This is a genomic window from Brachybacterium muris, from assembly GCF_016907455.1.
GTDB lineage: Bacteria > Actinomycetota > Actinomycetes > Actinomycetales > Dermabacteraceae > Brachybacterium > Brachybacterium muris.
This window is the reverse complement of the sequence record NZ_JAFBCB010000001.1, coordinates 2759056-2778478: the sequence shown is the minus strand read 5'-3', so window position 1 is coordinate 2778478 and position 19423 is coordinate 2759056. Positions and strand designations below refer to the sequence as shown.

At 68.8% G+C, this 19423-nt stretch carries 20 protein-coding genes, 1 tRNA gene and 1 pseudogene; 11 read left to right on the top strand and 11 right to left on the bottom strand.

Annotated features, from left to right (window positions below):
* Positions 1-5: 5 nt before the first annotated feature.
* Genes nrdH through nrdE form a run of 3 tightly spaced genes read left to right on the top strand, consistent with a single transcriptional unit; the run spans position 6 to position 2832 of the window.
* Positions 6-263, top strand: a complete 258-nt coding sequence (gene nrdH, locus JOD52_RS12990) for a glutaredoxin-like protein NrdH (protein WP_017824412.1) — start codon at positions 6-8, stop codon at positions 261-263.
* Positions 264-295: 32 nt separating this feature from the next.
* Entirely contained in the window at positions 296-694 is a 399-nt protein-coding gene (nrdI, locus tag JOD52_RS12985; protein WP_017824413.1) for a class Ib ribonucleoside-diphosphate reductase assembly flavoprotein NrdI, read from the top strand.
* Positions 695-699: 5 nt separating this feature from the next.
* On the top strand, positions 700-2832 hold the full coding sequence (nrdE, locus tag JOD52_RS12980) for a class 1b ribonucleoside-diphosphate reductase subunit alpha (protein WP_204410411.1): 2133 nt from the start codon (positions 700-702) through the stop codon (positions 2830-2832).
* A 72-nt stretch (positions 2833-2904) separates the two neighbouring features.
* On the opposite strand, the gene JOD52_RS12975 is transcribed toward nrdE, so the two are convergent.
* A complete protein-coding gene (locus JOD52_RS12975; protein ID WP_204410410.1) occupies positions 2905-3189 on the bottom strand; it encodes a nitrous oxide-stimulated promoter family protein in 285 nt (94 codons plus the stop codon).
* 179 nt (positions 3190-3368) lie between these two features.
* Between JOD52_RS12975 and istA the strand changes: the two genes are divergently transcribed.
* The 4 genes and pseudogenes from istA to JOD52_RS12955 all read left to right on the top strand — a co-directional run bounded on the left by istA (position 3369) and on the right by JOD52_RS12955 (position 6554).
* Positions 3369-4931 carry an IS21 family transposase gene (istA, locus tag JOD52_RS12970; RefSeq protein WP_204408388.1) on the top strand — a complete coding sequence of 521 codons (1563 nt, stop codon included), beginning with the start codon at positions 3369-3371 and terminating at the stop codon, positions 4929-4931.
* Positions 4928-5674, top strand: coding sequence for an ATP-binding protein (locus JOD52_RS12965; protein WP_338124028.1), 747 nt, complete (start codon positions 4928-4930; stop codon positions 5672-5674). Before istA ends, JOD52_RS12965 begins: the two co-directional genes overlap by 4 nt.
* A 110-nt stretch (positions 5675-5784) precedes the next feature.
* A pseudogene (locus JOD52_RS12960) lies at positions 5785-6102 on the top strand (arsenic resistance protein); the annotation flags it as partial.
* A gap of 23 nt (positions 6103-6125) precedes the next feature.
* On the top strand, positions 6126-6554 hold the full coding sequence (locus JOD52_RS12955; RefSeq protein WP_204410408.1) for an arsenate-mycothiol transferase ArsC: 429 nt from the start codon (positions 6126-6128) through the stop codon (positions 6552-6554).
* 373 nt (positions 6555-6927) lie between these two features.
* Here JOD52_RS12955 and JOD52_RS12950 read toward each other — a convergent pair.
* Positions 6928-7000 (bottom strand) — tRNA-Lys (locus tag JOD52_RS12950).
* Positions 7001-7053: 53 nt separating this feature from the next.
* The gene (locus JOD52_RS12945) at positions 7054-7410 is read right to left on the bottom strand and encodes a hypothetical protein (protein ID WP_204410406.1); all 357 of its coding nucleotides are present in this window, start codon (positions 7408-7410) and stop codon (positions 7054-7056) included.
* A 111-nt stretch (positions 7411-7521) separates the two neighbouring features.
* Between JOD52_RS12945 and JOD52_RS12940 the strand changes: the two genes are divergently transcribed.
* Positions 7522-7716 (top strand): hypothetical protein, encoded by a 195-nt coding sequence (locus JOD52_RS12940; protein ID WP_204410404.1) that lies wholly within the window; start codon positions 7522-7524, stop codon positions 7714-7716.
* A gap of 9 nt (positions 7717-7725) precedes the next feature.
* Positions 7726-8901, top strand: a complete 1176-nt coding sequence (locus tag JOD52_RS12935) for an XdhC family protein (protein ID WP_204410403.1) — start codon at positions 7726-7728, stop codon at positions 8899-8901.
* A gap of 4 nt (positions 8902-8905) precedes the next feature.
* Here JOD52_RS12935 and JOD52_RS12930 read toward each other — a convergent pair whose 3' ends face one another.
* The 5 genes from JOD52_RS12930 to JOD52_RS12910 form a co-directional block, all read right to left on the bottom strand.
* On the bottom strand, positions 8906-9547 hold the full coding sequence (locus JOD52_RS12930) for an NTP transferase domain-containing protein (protein ID WP_204410401.1): 642 nt from the start codon (positions 9545-9547) through the stop codon (positions 8906-8908).
* Positions 9544-11616 (bottom strand): xanthine dehydrogenase family protein molybdopterin-binding subunit, encoded by a 2073-nt coding sequence (locus JOD52_RS12925; RefSeq protein ID WP_204410399.1) that lies wholly within the window; start codon positions 11614-11616, stop codon positions 9544-9546. Before JOD52_RS12925 ends, JOD52_RS12930 begins: the two co-directional genes overlap by 4 nt.
* Entirely contained in the window at positions 11609-12640 is a 1032-nt protein-coding gene (locus tag JOD52_RS12920) for an FAD binding domain-containing protein (RefSeq protein ID WP_204410397.1), read from the bottom strand. Before JOD52_RS12920 ends, JOD52_RS12925 begins: the two co-directional genes overlap by 8 nt.
* Positions 12637-13176, bottom strand: a complete 540-nt coding sequence (locus JOD52_RS12915; RefSeq protein ID WP_204410395.1) for a (2Fe-2S)-binding protein — start codon at positions 13174-13176, stop codon at positions 12637-12639. The genes JOD52_RS12920 and JOD52_RS12915 overlap by 4 nt, the downstream gene beginning before the upstream one ends.
* A gap of 204 nt (positions 13177-13380) precedes the next feature.
* Positions 13381-13974 carry a hypothetical protein gene (locus tag JOD52_RS12910; RefSeq protein WP_204410393.1) on the bottom strand — a complete coding sequence of 198 codons (594 nt, stop codon included), beginning with the start codon at positions 13972-13974 and terminating at the stop codon, positions 13381-13383.
* Between the two features lie 112 nt (positions 13975-14086).
* On the opposite strand from JOD52_RS12910, the gene JOD52_RS12905 reads away from it, so the two are divergent.
* Positions 14087-14743, top strand: coding sequence for an IMPACT family protein (locus tag JOD52_RS12905; RefSeq protein WP_204410392.1), 657 nt, complete (start codon positions 14087-14089; stop codon positions 14741-14743).
* A gap of 95 nt (positions 14744-14838) precedes the next feature.
* Here JOD52_RS12905 and JOD52_RS12900 read toward each other — a convergent pair whose 3' ends face one another.
* Both JOD52_RS12900 and nrdF read right to left on the bottom strand, forming a co-directional pair.
* Entirely contained in the window at positions 14839-15129 is a 291-nt protein-coding gene (locus JOD52_RS12900) for a GlsB/YeaQ/YmgE family stress response membrane protein (protein WP_204410390.1), read from the bottom strand.
* A 242-nt stretch (positions 15130-15371) separates the two neighbouring features.
* On the bottom strand, positions 15372-16340 hold the full coding sequence (nrdF, locus tag JOD52_RS12895) for a class 1b ribonucleoside-diphosphate reductase subunit beta (RefSeq protein WP_204410388.1): 969 nt from the start codon (positions 16338-16340) through the stop codon (positions 15372-15374).
* 217 nt (positions 16341-16557) lie between these two features.
* On the opposite strand from nrdF, the gene JOD52_RS12890 reads away from it, so the two are divergent.
* On the top strand, positions 16558-18021 hold the full coding sequence (locus tag JOD52_RS12890) for a DUF418 domain-containing protein (RefSeq protein WP_204410386.1): 1464 nt from the start codon (positions 16558-16560) through the stop codon (positions 18019-18021).
* On the opposite strand, the gene JOD52_RS12885 is transcribed toward JOD52_RS12890, so the two are convergent.
* A complete protein-coding gene (locus tag JOD52_RS12885; RefSeq protein WP_204410384.1) occupies positions 17994-19400 on the bottom strand; it encodes a GntP family permease in 1407 nt (468 codons plus the stop codon). The genes JOD52_RS12890 and JOD52_RS12885 overlap by 28 nt on opposite strands.
* Between the last annotated feature and the right edge of the window lie 23 nt (positions 19401-19423).

Below are 19423 nucleotides of genomic sequence, written 5' to 3'. Positions count from 1 at the left end.
CTCCCGTGGACATCACCGTGTACTCGAAGCCCCTGTGCGTCCAGTGCGATGCGACCAAGCGCGCCCTGAACAAGGCCGGCATCGCCTACGACGTCGTCGACATCACCGAGGACGCCGACGCCCTCGCCCGCGTGAAGTCCCTGGGCTACGTCCAGGCCCCCGTGGTGATCACCGGCGAGGACCACTGGTCCGGCTTCCGCCCCGACAAGATCAAGGCGATCGCTGCCTCCGCCGGCGTGCAGCGTCGCGCCGCCGCCATCTGAGACCCAGCACAGCCAGCACAGGAGGCGTCGACGTGGGAACCCTCGTCTATTTCTCCTCGGTGTCGGAGAACACCCATCGCTTCGTCGAGAAGCTGGGGATCCCCGCCCACCGCATCCCGCTCTACCCGAAGGACGAGCCCCTCGTCATGGACGAGGAGTTCGTCCTGATGGTCCCGACCTACGGCGGCGGCAACCACGGCGGTGCCGTCCCCAAGCAGGTCATCAAGTTCCTCAACGACAAGCGCAACCGGGATCTGATCCGGGGCGTCATCACCGGGGGGAACACCAACTTCGGGGAGGCCTACTGCATCGCAGGGGACATCATCTCCGCGAAGTGCAAGGTCCCCCACATGTACAAGTTCGAACTGCTGGGCACTGCACGCGACGTGCAGAAGGTCCATGACGGATTGGAAGAGTTTTGGCGACACTGACCGAGATGCCCCCCGCGGAGCACCACAAGCAGCTGGACTACCACGCGCTCAACGCGATGCTGAACCTCTACGGACCGGACGGCAAGATCCAGTTCGAGCAGGACCGCCTCGCCGCCCGCGAGTACTTCCTGCAGCACGTGAACCCCAACACCGTGTTCTTCCACTCGCTGCGCGAGAAGCTCGACTACCTGGTGGAGAACAAGTACTACGAGCCCGAGGTGCTGGCCCAGTACGACTTCGAGTTCATCAAGTCGCTCTCCGAGCAGGCCTACGCCAAGAAGTTCCGCTTCCCCACCTTCCTGGGTGCCTTCAAGTACTACACCTCGTACACCCTGAAGACCTTCGACGGGAAGCGGTACCTGGAGCGCTTCGAGGACCGCGTGATGATGGTGGCCCTCACCCTGGCTCGCGGCGACGAGACCCTCGCCCGCAACCTGGTCGACGAGATCCTCGACGGCCGCTTCCAGCCGGCCACCCCCACCTTCCTCAACGCCGGGAAGGCGCAGCGCGGCGAGCTGGTCTCCTGCTTCCTGCTGCGCATCGAGGACAACATGGAGTCCATCGGCCGCTCCATCAACTCCGCCCTGCAGCTGTCCAAGCGCGGCGGCGGCGTGGCGCTGCTGCTGAGCAACCTGCGTGAGTACGGTGCGCCGATCAAGCACATCGAGAACCAGTCCAGCGGCGTGATCCCCGTGATGAAGCTGCTGGAGGACTCCTTCAGCTACGCCAACCAGCTCGGTGCCCGCCAGGGAGCCGGCGCCGTGTACCTGCACGCGCACCACCCGGACATCCTGCGGTTCCTGGACACCAAGCGCGAGAACGCCGACGAGAAGATCCGCATCAAGACCCTCTCCCTCGGCGTGGTGATCCCCGACATCACCTTCGAGCTGGCCAAGAAGAACGAGCCGATGTACCTGTTCTCCCCGTACGACGTGGAGCGCGAGTACGGCAAGCCCTTCGCGGACGTGAACGTCTCGGAGCTCTACCACGAGATGGTCGACAACCCTGCGATCTCCAAGAAGAAGATCCGCGCGCGCGACTTCTTCCAGGTGCTGGCCGAGATCCAGTTCGAGTCCGGCTACCCGTACATCATGTTCGAGGACACGGTGAACCGGGCGAACCCGATCCCCGGCAAGGTCACCCACTCCAACCTGTGCTCGGAGATCCTGCAGATCGCCACCCCGTCGGAGATGAACGTGGATCTCTCCTACGACAAGATGGGGCGGGACATCTCCTGCAACCTGGGCTCGCTGAACATCGCCAAGGCGATGGACTCCCCGGACTTCGCCACCACCATCTCCACCGCGATCCGCGGCCTGACAGCGGTCTCGGACACCTCCGACATCGAGTCGGTGCCCACGATCGCCGAGGGCAACCGCAAGTCCCACGCCATCGGCCTGGGACAGATGAACCTGCACGGCTACCTGGCCCGCGAAGCGATCCACTACGGATCCGAGGAGGGCCTGGACTTCACGAACATGTACTTCTACGCGGTCACCTACCACGCCATCAAGGCGTCGATGGAGATCGCCAAGGAGCGCGGGGAGACCTTCTTCGAGTTCGAAAAGTCGCAGTACGGCAGCGGCGAGTACTTCGACAAGTACACCGAGCAGGTGTGGGAGCCGAAGACCGCCAAGGTGCGTGAGCTGTTCGCCGGCTCGAGCGTGCACCTGCCCTCCCAGGAGGACTGGGTGCAGCTGCGCGAGCAGGTGCGCGAGCACGGCATGTACAACGCATACCTGCAGGCGGTGCCGCCCACCGGTTCGATCTCCTACATCAACCACTCCACATCCTCGATCCACCCGATCGTCTCCAAGATCGAGATCCGCAAGGAGGGCAAGATCGGGCGGGTGTACTACCCGGCGCCCTTCATGACCAATGACAACCTCGAGTACTACGAGGACGCGTACGAGATCGGCTTCGAGAAGATCATCGACACCTACGCCGAGGCTACCAAGCACGTGGACCAGGGCCTGTCGCTGACGCTGTTCTTCCCGGACACCGCCACCACGCGTGACGTCAACAAGGCGCAGATCTACGCATGGCGCAAGGGCATCAAGACCCTCTACTACATCCGCCTGCGGCAGATGGCGATCGAGGGCACCGAGGTCGAGGGCTGCGTGAGCTGCATGCTCTGAGCCGACATCGGCCGACGAACCGGGGCCCGGTCGAGGATTCGTTCCTCCACCGGGCCCCGGTTCATCCTTGGGTCAGGTGCGATTTCTCAGCCGGCGGATCCGGGTGCGCACACTTCCTGCGAAGTGCCGTGCACCCTGCCGTGCGAAGCCGCGGGTCAGCGACCGGGGACCCGCGTAGCGCATCATCTGGCGGTTCCAGGCGCGCTCCTCGGCCTTGAAGCAGTGCACCTCGCAGTGCGCGCAGAACGGCTTAGGGTCCAGCGCGCAGAACACTCGCCGCGCCTCCCCGTAGGAGAGGTGCTGGGAGCAGTCCGCGCACAGCATGGCCGCGGAGTCGCCGTAGACCCCCGAGTCCACAGCCGGGGAGCGGTGCTTGAATATTCGCCTCGCTGGGGTCCGCTGATCGAGGGTTCGGGTGCCACGTCGCTGCCGTAGCGGTGGCGTCGTTCGGGACCACCAGTGGTGTCGTTGGGGCCGCTCTGTCTACGCTCCTTCCGCCGTGTGTATAGGGCACGCGGCGGAAGGAGCAATCTGGAATGGTACGGAAGATCAGGGCGAAGCTGGTGCTCCAGCTGCGCGCAGAAGGTCTGTCGGGGCGAGCGATTTCGTCCTCGCAGGGCATGTCCCGCAAGTCCGTGAGGGCGGTGTTCGAGGCCGCTGACGCTGCAGGGATCGGGTGGGGCGATATCGCGGACGTCGCCGATGAGCAGGTGTATGCCCGGTTGTTCCCGGGCCGGGGCGAGCACGAGAGCGTGTTCGCACAGCCGGACTGGGAACAGGTCCATCGAGAGATGGCCAGGGTCGGCGTGACGCTGAAGCTGTTGCACGGCGAGTACTTCGACGCGACCACGGCGGCTGGGGATCCGGCGATGGGGTATGACCGGTTTTGCCGCACCTACCAGCACCACGTCATGGTCACCGGTGCCGCTTCGAGAGTCGGTCACAAGGCCGGCCAGAGCGTGGAGGTCGACTGGTCCGGCCCCACGATGGAGCTGGCCGATCCGGTCACCGGCGAGGTCTCGAAGGTGTTCTTGTTCGTTGCCTGCCTGCCTTTTTCTCGTTACGCGTTCTGCTTCCCGGCGCTGGATATGCGCCAGGAGTCCTGGCTGCGAGCGCACGTAGCGATGTTCGAGGCGCTGGGCGGGACGGTCCCGAGGATCGTTCCGGACAACCTCAAGACCGGTGTGGTGAAGCACCCCCGCGAGGGCGAGATCGTCCTGAACGATGCGTATCGCGAGATGGCAGCGCATTACTCGGCGGCGGTGCTCCCGGGGAGGGTGCGGAAACCGAAAGACAAGGCGAGCGTGGAGAACACCGTCGCGCACGTCGCGACCTGGGTCATCGCCGGGCTGCGGGATCAGCGATTCACGTCCCTGCCCGAACTTGCAGCCGCCATCGGGCAGCGGATGGAGGCCTATAACGCGGAGCCGTTCCAGAAGCGGCCCGGATCCCGCGCCAGCGTGTTCGACGCGGAGGAGCGGCCGCTGCTGACGCCGCTGCCGGCGGTGCCCTACGAGATCTCGACATGGCACTACGGACGACGAGTGGGCAGGAACGGGCACGTCACGTTCGCGCGGAACTTCTACTCCGCGCCGTTCGCGCACATCGGCGCGAAGGTCGATCTGCGCATCACGGCCCGGACGCTGGAGATCTATCAGGGCAGCCAGCGACTGACCAGTCACCTGCTGCTCCCGGAGACCGCGAGCAATGAGTACCGCACCAACGACGCGGACCTACCTGCGGGCGAGCGTTTCCAGGCCTGGGACGCGCAGAGGGTGCGGGCGTGGGCAGATCGGGTCGGGCCGGCCACGGTGATCGTGATCCAGCGGATCTTCGAGTCCGTGCCGATCGTGGAACAGGGCCTGGATCCCGCGTTGGCGGTGCTACGGCTCTCTCGCCGCTTCTCCGTAGATCGGGTCGAGGCGGCCTGCGCACTCGCGCTGACGGGACGGGTCCGTTCACCGCGCTATGCGCATCTGCACCCGATCTTGGCCACCGGGCAGGACAAGGTCGCCGCCCTGCGTCCACCCCGCGAGGAACCCGCGGAAGACGGCGGATACGTCCGTGGCGCCGACTACTACGCCGGAGGTGTCCGGTGAGCGTGATCGATAACGACACGAAGCGGAAGCTGCGCGAGATGGGCGCGACCGCGCTGCTGGACGCGATCGATGCCCAGGATGAGGCTCACGTGCTGGGGATGTCGTTCCAGGAACGGCTCCAGCTGATCGTGGACGAGGCGCATTCCATCTTCAATCATGGAAAGGTCGAGGGTCTGATCCGCCGGGCGGGGCTGCGTTATCCCGGAGCGGACCTGCGGCGGCTGGATCTGGTCGAGGAACGGGGACTGAACCGGAACGTGATCGCGCAACTGGCAACCTGCTCCTTCATCCAGCGGCAACAGAACGTGGTCTTCCAGGGCTTCACCGGCTCAGGGAAGTCCTACCTCGGCTGCGCGCTGGCGAAGCAGGCCTGCCAGCACCGGCTCCGAGCCCACTACATCCGAATGCCCGACCTCGAAGAGGCCTGGGCCCTGGCAAAGGACAAGCCGCAGGGCCAGACGAAGTTCCTGCGGAAGTACTCCACGTTCTCGCTGCTGGTGATCGACGAGTGGCTGCTGGACCATCCTGACGAGGGAATGCGTTCGATGCTGCTGGAACTGCTCGAGCGCCGCTATGACACCGGCTCGACCGTGTTCTGCACCCAGTACCCGAAGAAGGACTGGCACGCCCGGCTCGGTGGAGCAGTCCACGCCGATGCGATCATGGACCGCATCGTGCACAACACAATCTGGATCGACACCGGCGACAGGAACATGCGAGAACACACCGCACTGCCCCAGTGACCCGATGCCGGCGGGAGCCAGTGGTCCCCACCGCGGCGGCTACTGGCCCCCGTCGGCACGATCGGCGGTCCCCAAGAGCAAGATTCGGTGGCTCCCACGACTACGAATACTCACCGGGAGACGTGGCCCGCATCGCTCTGCCGCTGCTGGTCTACTTCGTGGTCATGTTTCTGGGGTCCTTCCTGCTCGGACGGGCGATCGGCCTGAATTACGCCAAGTCCACGACCGTCGCGTTCACCGCCTCGGGCAACAACTTCGAGCTCGCCATCGCCGTCGCCATCGGCACCTTCGGCGTCACCTCCGGCCAGGCCCTCGCCGGTGTCGTCGGCCCCCTGATCGAGGTCCCGGTCCTCGTCGCCCTCGTCTACGTCGCCCTCGCGATGGGCCGCCGGCTCTTCCCCGGCGACGCGACCGTTCCCACCCGATGAACCAGCAGAGAGGTCGAGTCATCATGACCGCGAAACGCCCCGCAGTCCTGTTCGTGTGCGTGAAGAACGGCGGTAAGTCACAGATGGCGGCCGCCCTCATGCGCCATCACGCCGGAGATGCCGTCGAGGTGCACTCCGCCGGCACCCGCCCCGGCACCGCCATCAATGCCCAGTCCGCGGAGGCGATCGCCGAGGTCGGCGCGGACATGTCCTCCGCTGTCCCGCAGCCGGTGACCCCCGAGCTGCTGCGCAGCGTCGATCACGTGATCGTCATCGGCGGCGAAGCCGTCATTGAACCCGTTGAGGGAATGACCGCGCCGGTCTCCACCTGGCACACCGATGAGCCCTCCCAGCGGGGCATCGAAGGGATGGAGCGCATGCGCCTGGTGCGGGACGACATCGACGCCCACGTCCGCGCACTCATGAACGACCTCGCCCCTACCGCGAACTGACCGCGTCCGCAGCGACACGGCCCGACCTCGCCACCGCATCGAACTCGCCTCCCTGGTCGTCATCGGCACTGGCCCCATCGGCCCGGCCGCTGCCGCCCACCTCTGAGAACGCGGCGCTCGGCTCCTTGCCCCGGATGCCGGACCCGTCAATAGAGCGGCGCCTACCAGCGCCTCCGCCTGGGCACTCGCGCAGGGGAGACCGCGCTTCAACACCGATGGGTCGCCGACATGGTTCTCGCACCGTGTACACCCTGCTCGTCCTGCGGACGCAGCCGGCAGGCACTCCCCGCCATACGGGCCGGGTGTGCGACCAAGTTCCCGTCGACTCCCCACAGGACGCGGCCATGTCGCCGACGACAGGCTTCGACCAGGGTGGGCCCGGTGGGGATCGAACCCACGACCCGCGGATTAAAAGTCCGATGCTCTGCCGACTGAGCTACAGGCCCCAGCCCTTTCGGGCCACATCAGTCTACCCGCGAGTGGCGGTCGCCCTGGCAGGTCAGTGGGAGGCGGCCACCCCGCCGCCGCCACGCGCCTGCTCGATCGCGGCGAGCCACTTAGCGCGTCCGGTGACCACGAAGCTGAGTTCCTGGCCGTCGGCCAGGGTGAGCACGATCGAGTTGGGCACCAGCGGGATCGAGCCGAGGAACTTGGTCCATCCGCCTTTCTGGCCCACCACCTGCTGCAGCCACACCTCGGTGGCTCCGCGCTGGAAGTTCAGGGCATGGGCATCGAACAGCAATCGCTGGTTGGTGAGGGTGAGCTTGCCGCCCACGGTCTCCATGCCCCGCTGCATGTTGGCGCGGCCCTTCTTGAGGACGGTCTCTCCTGGGTGGAGGTTCAGTGCTTCGCTCATGGTCGGGCTCCGTTCGGATGGTCGGCGAACTCGGGCGAGGCGCCCTGTGCGGGCTCGCTGGCGCAATGGGGAGGTCCAGATGCCACGCCCGGGCAACGGTAACGTCTCTCGGTGCCCGTCGACGAGTTCGATCGCGACGGCCCTCCCGAGCACCTCGCAGAGATCGAAGCGGTTGAGCGCCAGGATCCACACCATCGACACACCATCGAGACGTCGACGGCCGCCACCAGCAGCACCGCCTTGGTGATCTGCACCCCGCCCGATCGGGAGGTCGAAACCGTCGTGTCGATCGGGGCCGCCGCATAGGGTGAGGAGGTGCTCGACATCCTCGACGGCGCCCGGGAGCGCCTCGCCCGCGCCTCCGATCCGGTCCCCTGCGCCGTCGCGACCATCGTCTCCGCCCAGGGCTCCGTGCCGCGGCCCGTGGGCACCTCGATGCTGGTGGGCGCCGATGGCGCACTGCACGGCTCGCTCTCCGGTGGCTGCGTCGAGGGAGCGGTGCTCGAGGCCTGCCGCGAAGCGCTCCAGACCGGGAGGAGCAGCCTGCAAAGCTTCGGGTTCAGCGAAGAGGACGCCTTCGCCGTCGGACTGATGTGCGGAGGCTCGCTCGAGGTGCTGATCCAGCCGTTCGCTCCCCCGCCCCCGGGGACGCAGAGCCCCCTCGGCACGGTCAACGACCCCTCCCCCGCCGCCTACGTGACCCGGCTGCCGCAGGAGTCCGACGCACCACGGACGGTCGCCCCCGAGGGTGACGACGCCGACGGCCCGCGCGCTGTCCTGCTCGCGGGCGATGGAGCCGAGGAGGTCCGCGGCGCGCTCACGATGCTGCTGCCCCCGGAGTTGCTCGAGGCGGGGAGCACCCAGGTCGCCGCCATGCTCCGCGAGGCTCGCACCGGCACCCTCCGCCTCCCTGCGGGCGCCTCGACGACCGACCTGTTCGTCGAGTCCCGTATCCGGCCCGCGCACCTGGTGGTGTGCGGGGCGAACGCCTTCGGGCAGGCGCTGGTGGAGGCCGCGCGGCCGCTCGGGCTGCGGATCACGCTGTGCGACCATCGGCCGGCGTTCACCGATCCCACGGCGTTCCCGGGGGCGGAGGTGGTGCGTGCCTGGCCGCACCGGTTCCTTGCCGCGGCCGCGGAGCGCGGGGACCTCGATGCCCGCAGCATGGTCTGCGTGCTCACGCACGATCCCAAGGTCGACGTGCCGGTGCTCGCCACCGCTCTGCGACTGGACATCGCCTACGTCGGTGCGATGGGGTCCCGACGCAGCGATCACAATCGACGCACAGCGCTGCGCGAGGCCGGGGTGGACGAGGAGGCGCTGTCGCGGCTGCGCTCCCCGATCGGCCTCGACCTGGGGGCGGAGAGCCCTGCGGAGGTGGCGATCGCGATCCTCGCGGAGATCCTGGCCGTGCGGGCCGAGCGCCGCACCGTCGAGCCGCTGCGCGACGGCAGCGGTCCGCTGCATGCGCGCACTGCTGCGAGCGGCTGAGAGGTCAGCCCCGCACGTCCAGCCGCCACAGGTCCTCGGGCAGGTCGAGGTCCGCACCGTCGTCGAGATCCGTGCAGTCCACGAGCTGCACGTGATCCCGTCGGGCGCGGAGCAGGTCGCGGGCGCCCACGTCCGCGTGCGCGGCCTCCGCGGCGGCGGTGGTCCAGGCGGCGTCGAACAGCACCGGATGGCCCCGTCGGAGCCCGCCGGAGGCCTCGCGGTGGGCGGCGGCGGTGATCCCTCCGGGGCGGTGCGCGGCCAGCACCCGGGCCACCTCCTCCGCGCACATCCCTGGGCGGTCCACCTGCGTGACCAGCACGTCGCGGCCCGGTCCGATCGCGGCCAGGCCGGTGCGCAGGGAGGTCCCCATCCCCTCGCGCCAGCACGGGTTCTGCTCCGTGCGCGCCCACGGTATCTTGTCTACGACGAAGCCCACCCGCTCGGCGCCCGCGCCGGTGACGACCACGACCTCGGCGCAGCCGCCCTCGCGCAGGGCGCGAGCGACGTGCTCGACCAGGGGGACGCCGCGCAGGAGCAGCAGTGCTTTCGGGCCGCGGCCCAGGCGCCGTCCGGCGCCCGCGGCGAGGAGCAGGCCGACGGGAGGCGCGGCCGCCGGCCGGGAGACGTCGAACGACGCGGCGCTCACCGTGCCAGGAGGTCGCTGCCGAACACGGGCAGGTCCCGCACCCGCACCCCGGTGGCGTGGTGGACGGCGTTGGCGATCGCCGCAGCGGCGCCGACGATGCCGATCTCGCCGATGCCGCGCGCGCCGAGCGGCCCGGCCTGGGGGTCCTCCTCGTCCAGCCAGTGCGCCTCGAGAGAGCGGATGTCGGCGTTGACGGGCACGTGGTACTCGGCCAGGTCGTGGTTGACGACGTGTCCGAAGCGGGGGTCGAGCTCACCCTTCTCGAGCAGCGCCATCCCCACCCCCATGGTCATCCCACCGAGGAGCTGCGAGCGGGCGGTGCGGGGGTTGATGATCCGCCCGACGGAGAACACCCCGAGCATGCGGTCCACACGGATCTCACCGGTCTCCTCCTGGACGCGGACCTCGGCGAACTGGGCGCCATAGGAGTGCATGGCGAACTGCTTCTCGGCAGGGTTCTCCGCCGCCTCCCCGATCGCCTCGACGCCGTCGGCCGGGGCGGTGCCGTGCTCGCGGCGAAAGGCGTCCGCCGCGGCCAGCACAGCCGCGCTCCAGCTGGCGAGCCCGGTGGAGCCGCCGGCGACGGTCGCGTTCGGCAGCGCGGTGTCGCCGATCCGCAGCGCGATGTCGGCGGGGTCGACCTCGAGGGCGTCGGCGGCGACCTGGGTGAGGGCGGTCCAGGTGCCGGTGCCGAGATCGGCGGCGCCGATGGCCACCTCGTAGACCCCCGCCTCGTGACGGATCCGGGCCTTCGAGCCGGGCTGCCTGGATGCGGGGTAGGTCGACGAGGCGACGCCGGTGCCGATCAGCCATCCGCCCTCCCGGCGGGCACGGGGCCGCGGGTCGCGGTCGGCCCAGCCGAAGCGGGTGGCGCCCTCGTGCAGGCAGTCGATCAGCCGGCGTTGGTTGAAGGGCATCCCGGTGTCGGGGTCACGCTCCGGCTCGTTGCGCACCCGCAGCTCGATCGGGTCGACCCCGCAGGCCTCGGCGAGCTCGTCCATCATGATCTCCGGGCCCACCATCCCCGGTGCCTCGCCCGGGGCGCGCATCCAAGAGGGGACGGCGATGTCCAGCGGGAGCACGCGCTGGGTGATGCGGCGGTGCTCGCCGGCGTACATCTGCCGGGAGGGCTTGATCGCCATCTCGGGGAACTCCTTCGTGTGCGAGGAGCTGGAGACCGCCTCGAGCCCGAAGGCGGTGATCGTGCCGTCGGCCCGGGCCCCGATCCGGAGGTGCTGGGAGGTGGCGGGCCGGTACCCGGTCAGCGCGAACATGTGCTGGCGGGTGACGGCATACTTCACGGCGCGGCCGGGCATGGCGTGCGCGGCCATCGCTGTGAGCATCATGTCCGCGTGGGGCAGGCCCTTGGAGCCGAAGCCGCCGCCGACGTGCGGGCTGACGATCCGCAGCTGCTCGGGTTCGATGCCCAGTATCGGGGCGAGGGTCTGTCGCGCGGGATGCACGCCCTGGGTGGAGGTCCACAGCGTGAGCTGCTCGCCGTCCCAGCGGGCGATGGTGGTGTGCGGCTCCATCGGGTTGTTGTGCTCGAGAGGGGTGGAGTACCGCTGGTCCACCACGATCTCCGCGGCGGCGAGCGCGGCCTCGAGGTCACCGGTGTCGATGTCGTCGGCGCCGCCCTCGGGTTCGCGCACTGCGGGGTGGTCGGGGCGGAACTCGGCGTCGTGCGGCGCAGCCTCGGTGGTGACCACGACGAGGCCGGCGGCGTGGCGGGCCGTCTCCGGGGTCTCGGCGAGGACGGCGCCGAGGTACTGGCCGCGGAAGCCGATCCGGTCGTCCTGGAGGATCGCCAGCTCGCCGTCCTCGGTGTCGGCGAGCCGGAGGGCGTTCTCGTGGGTGATCACGCGCACCACCCCGTCGAGCGCGAGCGCGGCTGTGGCGTCGATCGCGGTGACGCGGCCGAGCGCGATCGTCGAGCACAGCGGGAAGAGATAGAGCGGATCCTCGACCGGGTGCTCGTAGGCGTAGGGGGCGAGGCCGCGCACCTTGTCGGGCCCGTCCAGACGCACCCGTCCGGTGCCGATCGCGGAGGCTCGCAGGAGGTCACTCATCACGGGGCTCCTCGTTCTCCTCGTCCAGGCCGGCGAGCTCGGCGAGCACGCTCACCATCACGCCCTGGGCCATCGTCACCTTGAACTCGTTGCCCGCGACGGGCCGGGCCTGCTCGAGCTCGGCCGCCGCGGCCCGGCGGAAGCTCTCGCGGGTGGCGGGGGCGCCGGCGAGGAGCTGCTCGGCGCGGCGAGCCCGCCAGGGGGCGTGGGCGACGCCTCCGAGGGCGATCCTTGCGGAGAGGATCGTGGGCCGCGCGGCGTCCGGGTCGAGCTCGAGCACCGCGGCGACCGAGACCAGGGCGAAGGCGTAGGAGGCGCGGTCGCGGATCTTGCGATACGTGGAACGGGTGCGGGCGGCGCGGCCCGGCGGGGGCAACTCGACGGCGGTGATCAGGTCGCCGTGCTCGAGGACAGTGTCGCGCTCGGGCTCGTCCCCCGGAAGGCGGTGCAACGTGGTCAGGGGCAGACGCTTCTCGCCGTCGCAGCCCAGCACCACCACGGTCGCGTCCAGGGCGGCGAGCGCGACCGCCATGTCGGAGGGGTGGGTGGCGATGCACGCGTCGGAGGCGCCGAGGATCGCGTGGTAGCGGGTGTATCCGCCGAGCGCCGAGCAGCCGCTGCCCGGGGCACGCTTGTTGCAGGGGGTCGTGGGGTCCTGGAAGTAGACGCAACGGGTGCGCTGCAGCAGGTTCCCGCCGGTGGTGGCGGCGTTGCGCAACTGGCCCGAGGCGCCGGAGAGAAGGGCGCGGGAGAGCATCGGGTGGTCGCGACGCACGCGCGGATCGGCGGCCAGATCGCTATTGCGGACCATGGCGCCGACGCGCAGGCCGCCGTCCGGCAGCTCCTCGATGTCCGCGAGGTCGAGACGGCCGAGGTCGACCAGCAGATCGGGGGCGGTGATCCCGAGCTTGAGGTGGTCGACGAGGTTGGTGCCGCCGGCGAGGTAGGCCGCGCCGGGCCGTTCGGCGATCGCGGCGACAGCGCCGGCGGGGTCGTCCGCGCGTACGTAGTCGAAGGGTCTCATCGGTCCGTCCCCTCGTTCGCGGCGCTCGCCCCGGCAGCCTGTTGGACGGCGGCGACGATGTTGACGTACGCGCCGCAGCGGCACAGGTTACCGCTCATGCGCTCGCGGATCTCGTCCTCGGTGAGCTCGATCGGGTGGTCGTGGCCGTGGTCCTCGGTGACCACGCTGGGGTGCCCCTCGGCCGCCTCGCGGAGCACACCGGTCGCGGAGCAGATCTGCCCGGGGGTGCAGTAGCCGCACTGGAAGGCATCCTGCTCGAGGAAAGCAGTGTGCAGGGCGGAGAGCTCGCCGTCGGTGGCGAGGCCGTTTGAGGTGAGCACCTCCGCGCCGTCGAGGGACACGGCCAGCAGCAGGCAGGAGTTCAGCCGCCGCCCGTCGACCAGCACGGTGCAGGCGCCGCACTGGCCGTGGTCGCAGCCCTTCTTCGGGGACATGTTCCCCAGGTGGTCCCGCAGCGCGTCGAGCAGGGTGGTGCGCGGGTCGACGGTCAGGTCATGCGGCTGGCCATCGACGATGAGGTGGACTGGATGGCCCATCGGGCACCTCCGGATCAGGTCGGGATTCGACCGTACCGGCCGCCCGGGGGCTCGGCAAACGGTTCCGGCGGGCACCGACCGATCGTTCGCCTGCACCGAGGCGCACGGTCTTCCCAGTGGCCGGACCGGCGCGGCCGCAGCACGTACGAGCGCTCGCTCGCGCTGGGGGTGCCAGCCAGGTGAAGAACGGCGGCTCGATGGACGTCAGTCCTTCTTGCGGGTGACCAGCCACCAGATCAGGCCGGCCAGCAGCAGCAGGAAGCCCAGGATGCCGCCGCCGATGCCCAGCAGGATCCCGCCGATGGCGCCGAAGATCCCGCCAAGGGAGACGGGCGGGCCCACGGCCACCTGGGGGCTGTCGCAGTCGATCTGGTGCTCGCCGGTAGCGGTGGCCTCGAAGGAGTCGAAGGAGACCCAGGTGGCGCCGTCGATGGTGGTGCTGCTGGACTGGTTGGTGCCCGGGCCGGGCTCAGCCCCGTCCGGAGTCATGATGGTGCAGGTGGCGGTGGTTCCCTCGGGCGCGTACAGCTGGAGCACGTCCCCCTCCTCCGCGGTGATGCTGCCGCTGCCGCCGGGCAGCTGCTCGATCTCGCTCAGACCGTCGGCGGTATTACCCACACCGACCACGGTGAGGATCGTGCCGATGATCAGGCTGAGCAGCAGGATGATGCCACCCAGGACCATGAGGATCGCCGGTCCCTTGGACTTCTTCCGGGGCGCGGGGGCGGAGCCGAACTCCGGAGCGAAGCCGGGCGCTGGGTCGGAGTGGGGCTGAGGTGCGGGCTGGGACGTGGACATCGGGACCTCCCGGGTCGAAGCTGCGGCCGCGCTCAGCGTATCCCCTGTCACCCCCCCCCGCGCCGTCGCGCTCGAACCGGTTCCCGCACGGCAACGCGCCTAGACTTTCCGTATGTCCGATCTGTTCGTACTCGCCGCCGACGTCGAGACCGAACTGGTCGAGCGTCGCTCCCGCTTCCTCACCCGCTTGCACCGCGTCACCTCGGTCGAGCAGGCCGAGGAGCGCATCCGCGCCGCGCGCACCGATCACCCTGATGCACGCCATCACTGCACTGCCCTGGTCATCGGCGCCACGGGCACAGCCGCTCCTGTGCACCGCTCCAGCGATGACGGGGAGCCCTCCGGGACCGCCGGCATGCCGATGCTGCAAGCGCTGCTGCACGCTGATCTCACCGACACCCTGGCGGTGGTGATCCGCTACTTCGGTGGGGTGAAGCTGGGGGCGGGGGGTCTGCTGCGCGCCTACACCGCCGGGGTGGAGCAGGCCGTGGCGGCCGCGACCCTGCTGCGGCGCACGGAGCTCGTGGTGGCGCGCCTGGAGGTGCCGCTGGCTGAGGTGGGCATCGCCGAGAACGCGGTACGGGTGTGGGCCGGCGCCCACGGCGCAAAGGCGGAGCCCACCGAGTACACCTCCCGGCTCGCCCGGCTGGACGTGCTGCTGGACCCGCCGCTGCTCGAGGACTTCGCGGCCGATGTGGCCCGCTGGTCCTCCGGCCGCGTACGCGTCACCGAGGCAGGCCGCCGCGATGCGGACGTGCCCATGGCCTGACCGACGCGTGCAGAAGAACAGCGCCGCCCCCGACCTGAGTCGGGGACGGCGCTGCGGCGATGTGTGCCTGACGTGTCAGGCGAAGCGCATGTGGATCACACGCGGTTGCGGCTGCCGGTGGCCAGGCCGTAGATGACCATGACGATCAGCGCGCCGATGACGGCGAGCAGGATGGTGCCGATGCTCCACGGGTTGTTCATGATGCCGGAGATGCCGTCACCACCGAACAGGCCGCCGAGGAAGCCACCGACGATGGCGCCGATGACGCCCAGGACGATGGTCAGGCCGAGGCCCATCGACTGCTTGCCCGGCATGATGGCGCGAGCGATCAGGCCGATGATGGCACCGATGATGATCCAGGAAATGATGGCCCAGAGAAGACCCATTGTTTTTCTCCAATCAGGGGAAGGGATCAGGGACTACGGCGACCATTCTGCCCCAGATGACGCTCGCATGGTGGAACACGCGGCCGACCTAGCGGTCAGAAGTACAGGAGTTCCGGCGTACTGGTGACCGATTCGCCCCGCTTTGTGACACTTTGCGCGTGCCGGGTGCGCGAAGAAGTTGTGCATATCCGAAGGTGGGCTTTACAACACCTTTAGCCCGCACACTCCCTGGCACGGCCGGTTCAGAAGTCCCAGTCGTCGTCCTCGGTCTCCACAGCCTTGCCCATCACGTAGCTGGAGCCGGAGCCGGAGAAGAAGTCGTGGTTCTCATCCGCGTTCGGCGACAGCGAGGCAAGGATCGCCGGGTTCACCTCGGTGGCCTCGGAGGGGAACAGGCCCTCGTAGCCCAGGTTCATCAGCGCCTTGTTGGCGTTGTACCGCAGGAAGGTCTTGACCTCCTCGGTCCAGCCCACCGGGTCGTAGAGATCCTCGGTGTACTCCTCCTCGTTGTCGTACAGCTCCATGAGCAGCGAGAAGGTGTAGTCCTTCATCTCGGCACGACGCTCGGGCGAGGCCTTCTCCAGTGCCTTCTGGAACTTGTAGCCGATGTAGTAGCCGTGCACGGCCTCGTCACGGATGATCAGCCGGATGATGTCGGCGGTGTTGGTGAGCTCGCCGTGGCTGGAGTAGTGCATGGGCAGGTAGAAGCCGGAGTAGAACAGGAAGGACTCCAGCAGGGTGGAGGCCACCTTGCGCTTCTCCGGGTCATCGCCCTGGTAGTAGCTCATGACGATCTTGGCCTTCTTCTGCAGCGGCTCGTTGAACTCGCTCCAGCGGAAGGCCTCGTCGATCTGCTTGGTGCTCGAGAGGGTCGAGAAGATCTGGCTGTAGGACTTCGCGTGCACCGACTCCATGAACGCGATGTTGGTGTACACCGCCTCCTCGTGCGGGGTGACCGCATCGGGGATGAGGGAGACGGCGCCGACGGTGCCCTGGACGGTGTCCAGCAGGGTGAGGCCGGTGAACACCCGCATCACCAGGGTCTGCTCCTGCTCGGTCAGACGGCCCCAGGAGGGGATGTCGTTGGACAGCGGCACCTTCTCCGGCAGCCAGAAGTTGCCGGTCAGGCGGTCCCATACCTCCTGGTCCTTGGGATCGGGGATCCGGTTCCAGTTGATCGCCTGGACAGACGTCTTCAGGTGGTCGTTCACCGCTGCCTCACTTGCTCCTTCAGGGGTCGGGTTCGGATGCCTGCCAGTCTAGGCAGAGGCGGTGCCCAAAGGGACCGCGGCATCCGGTTCCCCACGGTGGGACGCGCCACCACCGCGCCACCACCCGCCAGGAGCGGCGACCTTCGTCGGGGTGCGCGCCGGCAGCGAGGCGGTTACGGTCGAACCACAGCCCCACGAGCCGAGAGGGTCGATCATCGTGAGCGCCACCGAACCGGTCCCCGCACGCCCTCGTATCCGCGAGGGCTGCCCCGATACGCAGGCACGTCCACCTCGTTCCCTCGCGCCCGATCTCGCGCGCGGCCTGATGCTCGCCCTGATCGCGATGGCGAACGTGCCCTGGTTTTTGTGGGGCCAGGAGTCCGGGGCGTTCGGAATCCACGTGCCGGCCCGCAATGCCCTGGACACGGCGATCCAGGTGGTGATGGGCCTGGGGGTGGACGGCCGCAGCTTCCCGCTGTTCGCCTTCCTGTTCGGGTACGGCATGGTGCAGTTCTTCCGCTCCCGCATCGATCGCGGCCTCGAGCACCGCACCGTGCGGCGCATGCTGCGTCGCCGCCATTGGGCGATGCTGCTGCTGGGGTTCCTGCACGCCCTGCTGCTGTTCCTCGGCGACATCCTGGGGGCCTACGCGATCGCCGGGCTGCTGCTGGTGTGGATCTTCTTCGGACGGCGCGATCGCACCCTGCTGATCTGGATCAGCGCGGCGACGGCCCTGTTCGCCCTGTACTCCCTGGGCTCCACGGTCAGCGGCCTGTACCTGTCCAGCCAGCCGGACATCCTGGAGGCCATGGATGCCAGCGGTGCGAGCTTCTCGATGGCCGCCTTCCGCGACATCGCCCACGGGGAGTCGAACTACCTGCTCGCCGCCGGTCTCCGGGTGGGGATGTGGGCCTTCAGCCTGCCGGCCACGGCCCTCGGCTTCGCAGTGCCGGTGTCGATCATGCTCGGCTGGCTGGCGGCGCGGCACCGCGTGCTCGACGAGCCCTGGAACCACATGCGCCTGCTGCGCCTGACCGCGGCCATCGGGATAACGATCGGCTGGATCGGCGGCCTGACGAGGATCCTCGGGCTGATGGGGATCCTGGAACTGCCCGAAGCACTGTTCTGGACATTCATGGGAACCGAGATGATCTCCGGTGTGGCCTGCGGGCTGGGGTACGCCGCGGCCTTCGGGCTGCTGGCAGCGCACCTGGAGGGACGCACCCGTCCCGCGACGAGCAGAACCGCCGCGCCCGCCAAGGCCCCCGAACCGGCCGTGCGCAAGCGTGGCCTCTCCCCCGATGCCCGGTCCGCTCTGGTGGCCTCACGCTCCTATGGGGCCCCGGCATCACCGGTGACACCGGTGACACGGCAGGTGAGTGCCCCAGTGCGCGCCATCGCCGCAGTGGGGCAGCGTTCGCTCACCTTCTACCTGTTCCAGTCGATCATCTTCGCTCCCCTGCTGGCCGCCTGGGGCTTCGGCCTGGGACAGCACCTGTCCACCACCGCCTCGACCGCGCTGGCACTGGGGGTGTGGCTGATCTCGGTGCTGATCGCCGGATGGATGGCATCGAAGGACATGCGAGGCCCAGCTGAGCGTCTGCTGCGCCGCCTCACCTACGGGAAGCAGGATGCGGCGGCGCAGGCAGGGGCTCAGCCGATCGCCGAGGCGACGCCGTAGAGGATGTAGGACAGGATGAAGCCGACGATGGCCATCGCGCCCTGAATGAGAGTCCAGGTGGCCAGGGTCTGCTTCATGTCCATCCCGAAGAACCTGCTGACCAGCCAGAAGCCGGAGTCGTTGACGTGGGAGAAGCCCACCGAGCCGGCCGACATCGCCATCACGATCGCGACCACCTGCAGGGGGCTGAAGTCGCTGGCGGCGATCACGCCGGCCATCAGGGAGGCCGCGGTGGTCAGAGCCACGGTGGCCGAGCCCTGTGCCAGGCGCACGATCTGGGCGATCAGGTAGGCCGCCACGATCACCGGCAGGCCGACGTTGTTCAGCGAATCCGCCACCGCGTCCCCGATCCCGGTCACGCGCAGCACACCGCCGAACATGCCGCCGGCGCCGGTCACCAGCACCACCGAGCAGATCGGCCCCAGGGCTGAATCAGCCACCTTCTCGATCAGGGTGCCCTTCTTGCCGGCACCCCAGCCCAGCACGAACATCGAGACGATCACGGTGATCAGCAGGGCGATCGGGGTCTCACCCAGCAGGCGCAGGGTCGAGACCACGCCGTCGGCCAGGAACGCGTCCTTGTCCGGACGGGTCGAACCGATGGTGTTCAGACCGGTGTTCAGCAGGATGAGGATCAACGGCAGCAGCAGCAGGCCGATGATGGTGGGGACGCGGGGGCTGGAGGAGAAGCCCATCTCGTCCTTGTCGCCCTCGAGGATGTCCGGCACCGGGATGTCGAAGCGCATGCCCAGGCGGGGTGCCAGCAGCGCGCCCACCAGGTACCAGATGATGACAGCGAACACGAGACCCACCAGCATCACCAGGCCGATGTCAGCACCGACGATGCCCGAGGCGGCCACCGGGCCGGGATGCGGCGGGGCGAAGATGTGCATGGCGCTGAAAGCCACCGCCGAGGGCAGCGCGATGGACAGGAAGGAGCCGCCGACCCGTCGGGCCACGGCGTAGATGATGGGCATCATGACCACCAGGCCGGCGTCGAAGAAGATGGGGAAGCCCATCAGCAGGCTGGCCAGGGACAGGCCGAAGCCGGCCCGCTTCTCGCCGACCAGGTCGATCATCCGGTCGGCGAGCACCTGGGCGCCGCCGGAGGTCTCGATCATCCTGCCCAGCATCGCGCCGAGTGCGACCAGCAGCATGACGTTGCCCAGGGTCGTGTTGAAGCCGAAGGCGAGGGCGGGCAGCACGCTGGCCGGGGCGATGCCCGCAGCCAGGGCCGTTCCGATCGAGGTGATCATCAGGGCGAGGAATGCATGGACCTTGAAGGCCATGATGAGGATGAGAAGTACGGCGATGGCCGAGACTGCCACGATCAGCAGCCCGGCTGTGCCGAGTTCCCAGTTGAGGACGAGGTCATCCATGACGACTCCAAACGGGCAGGGGA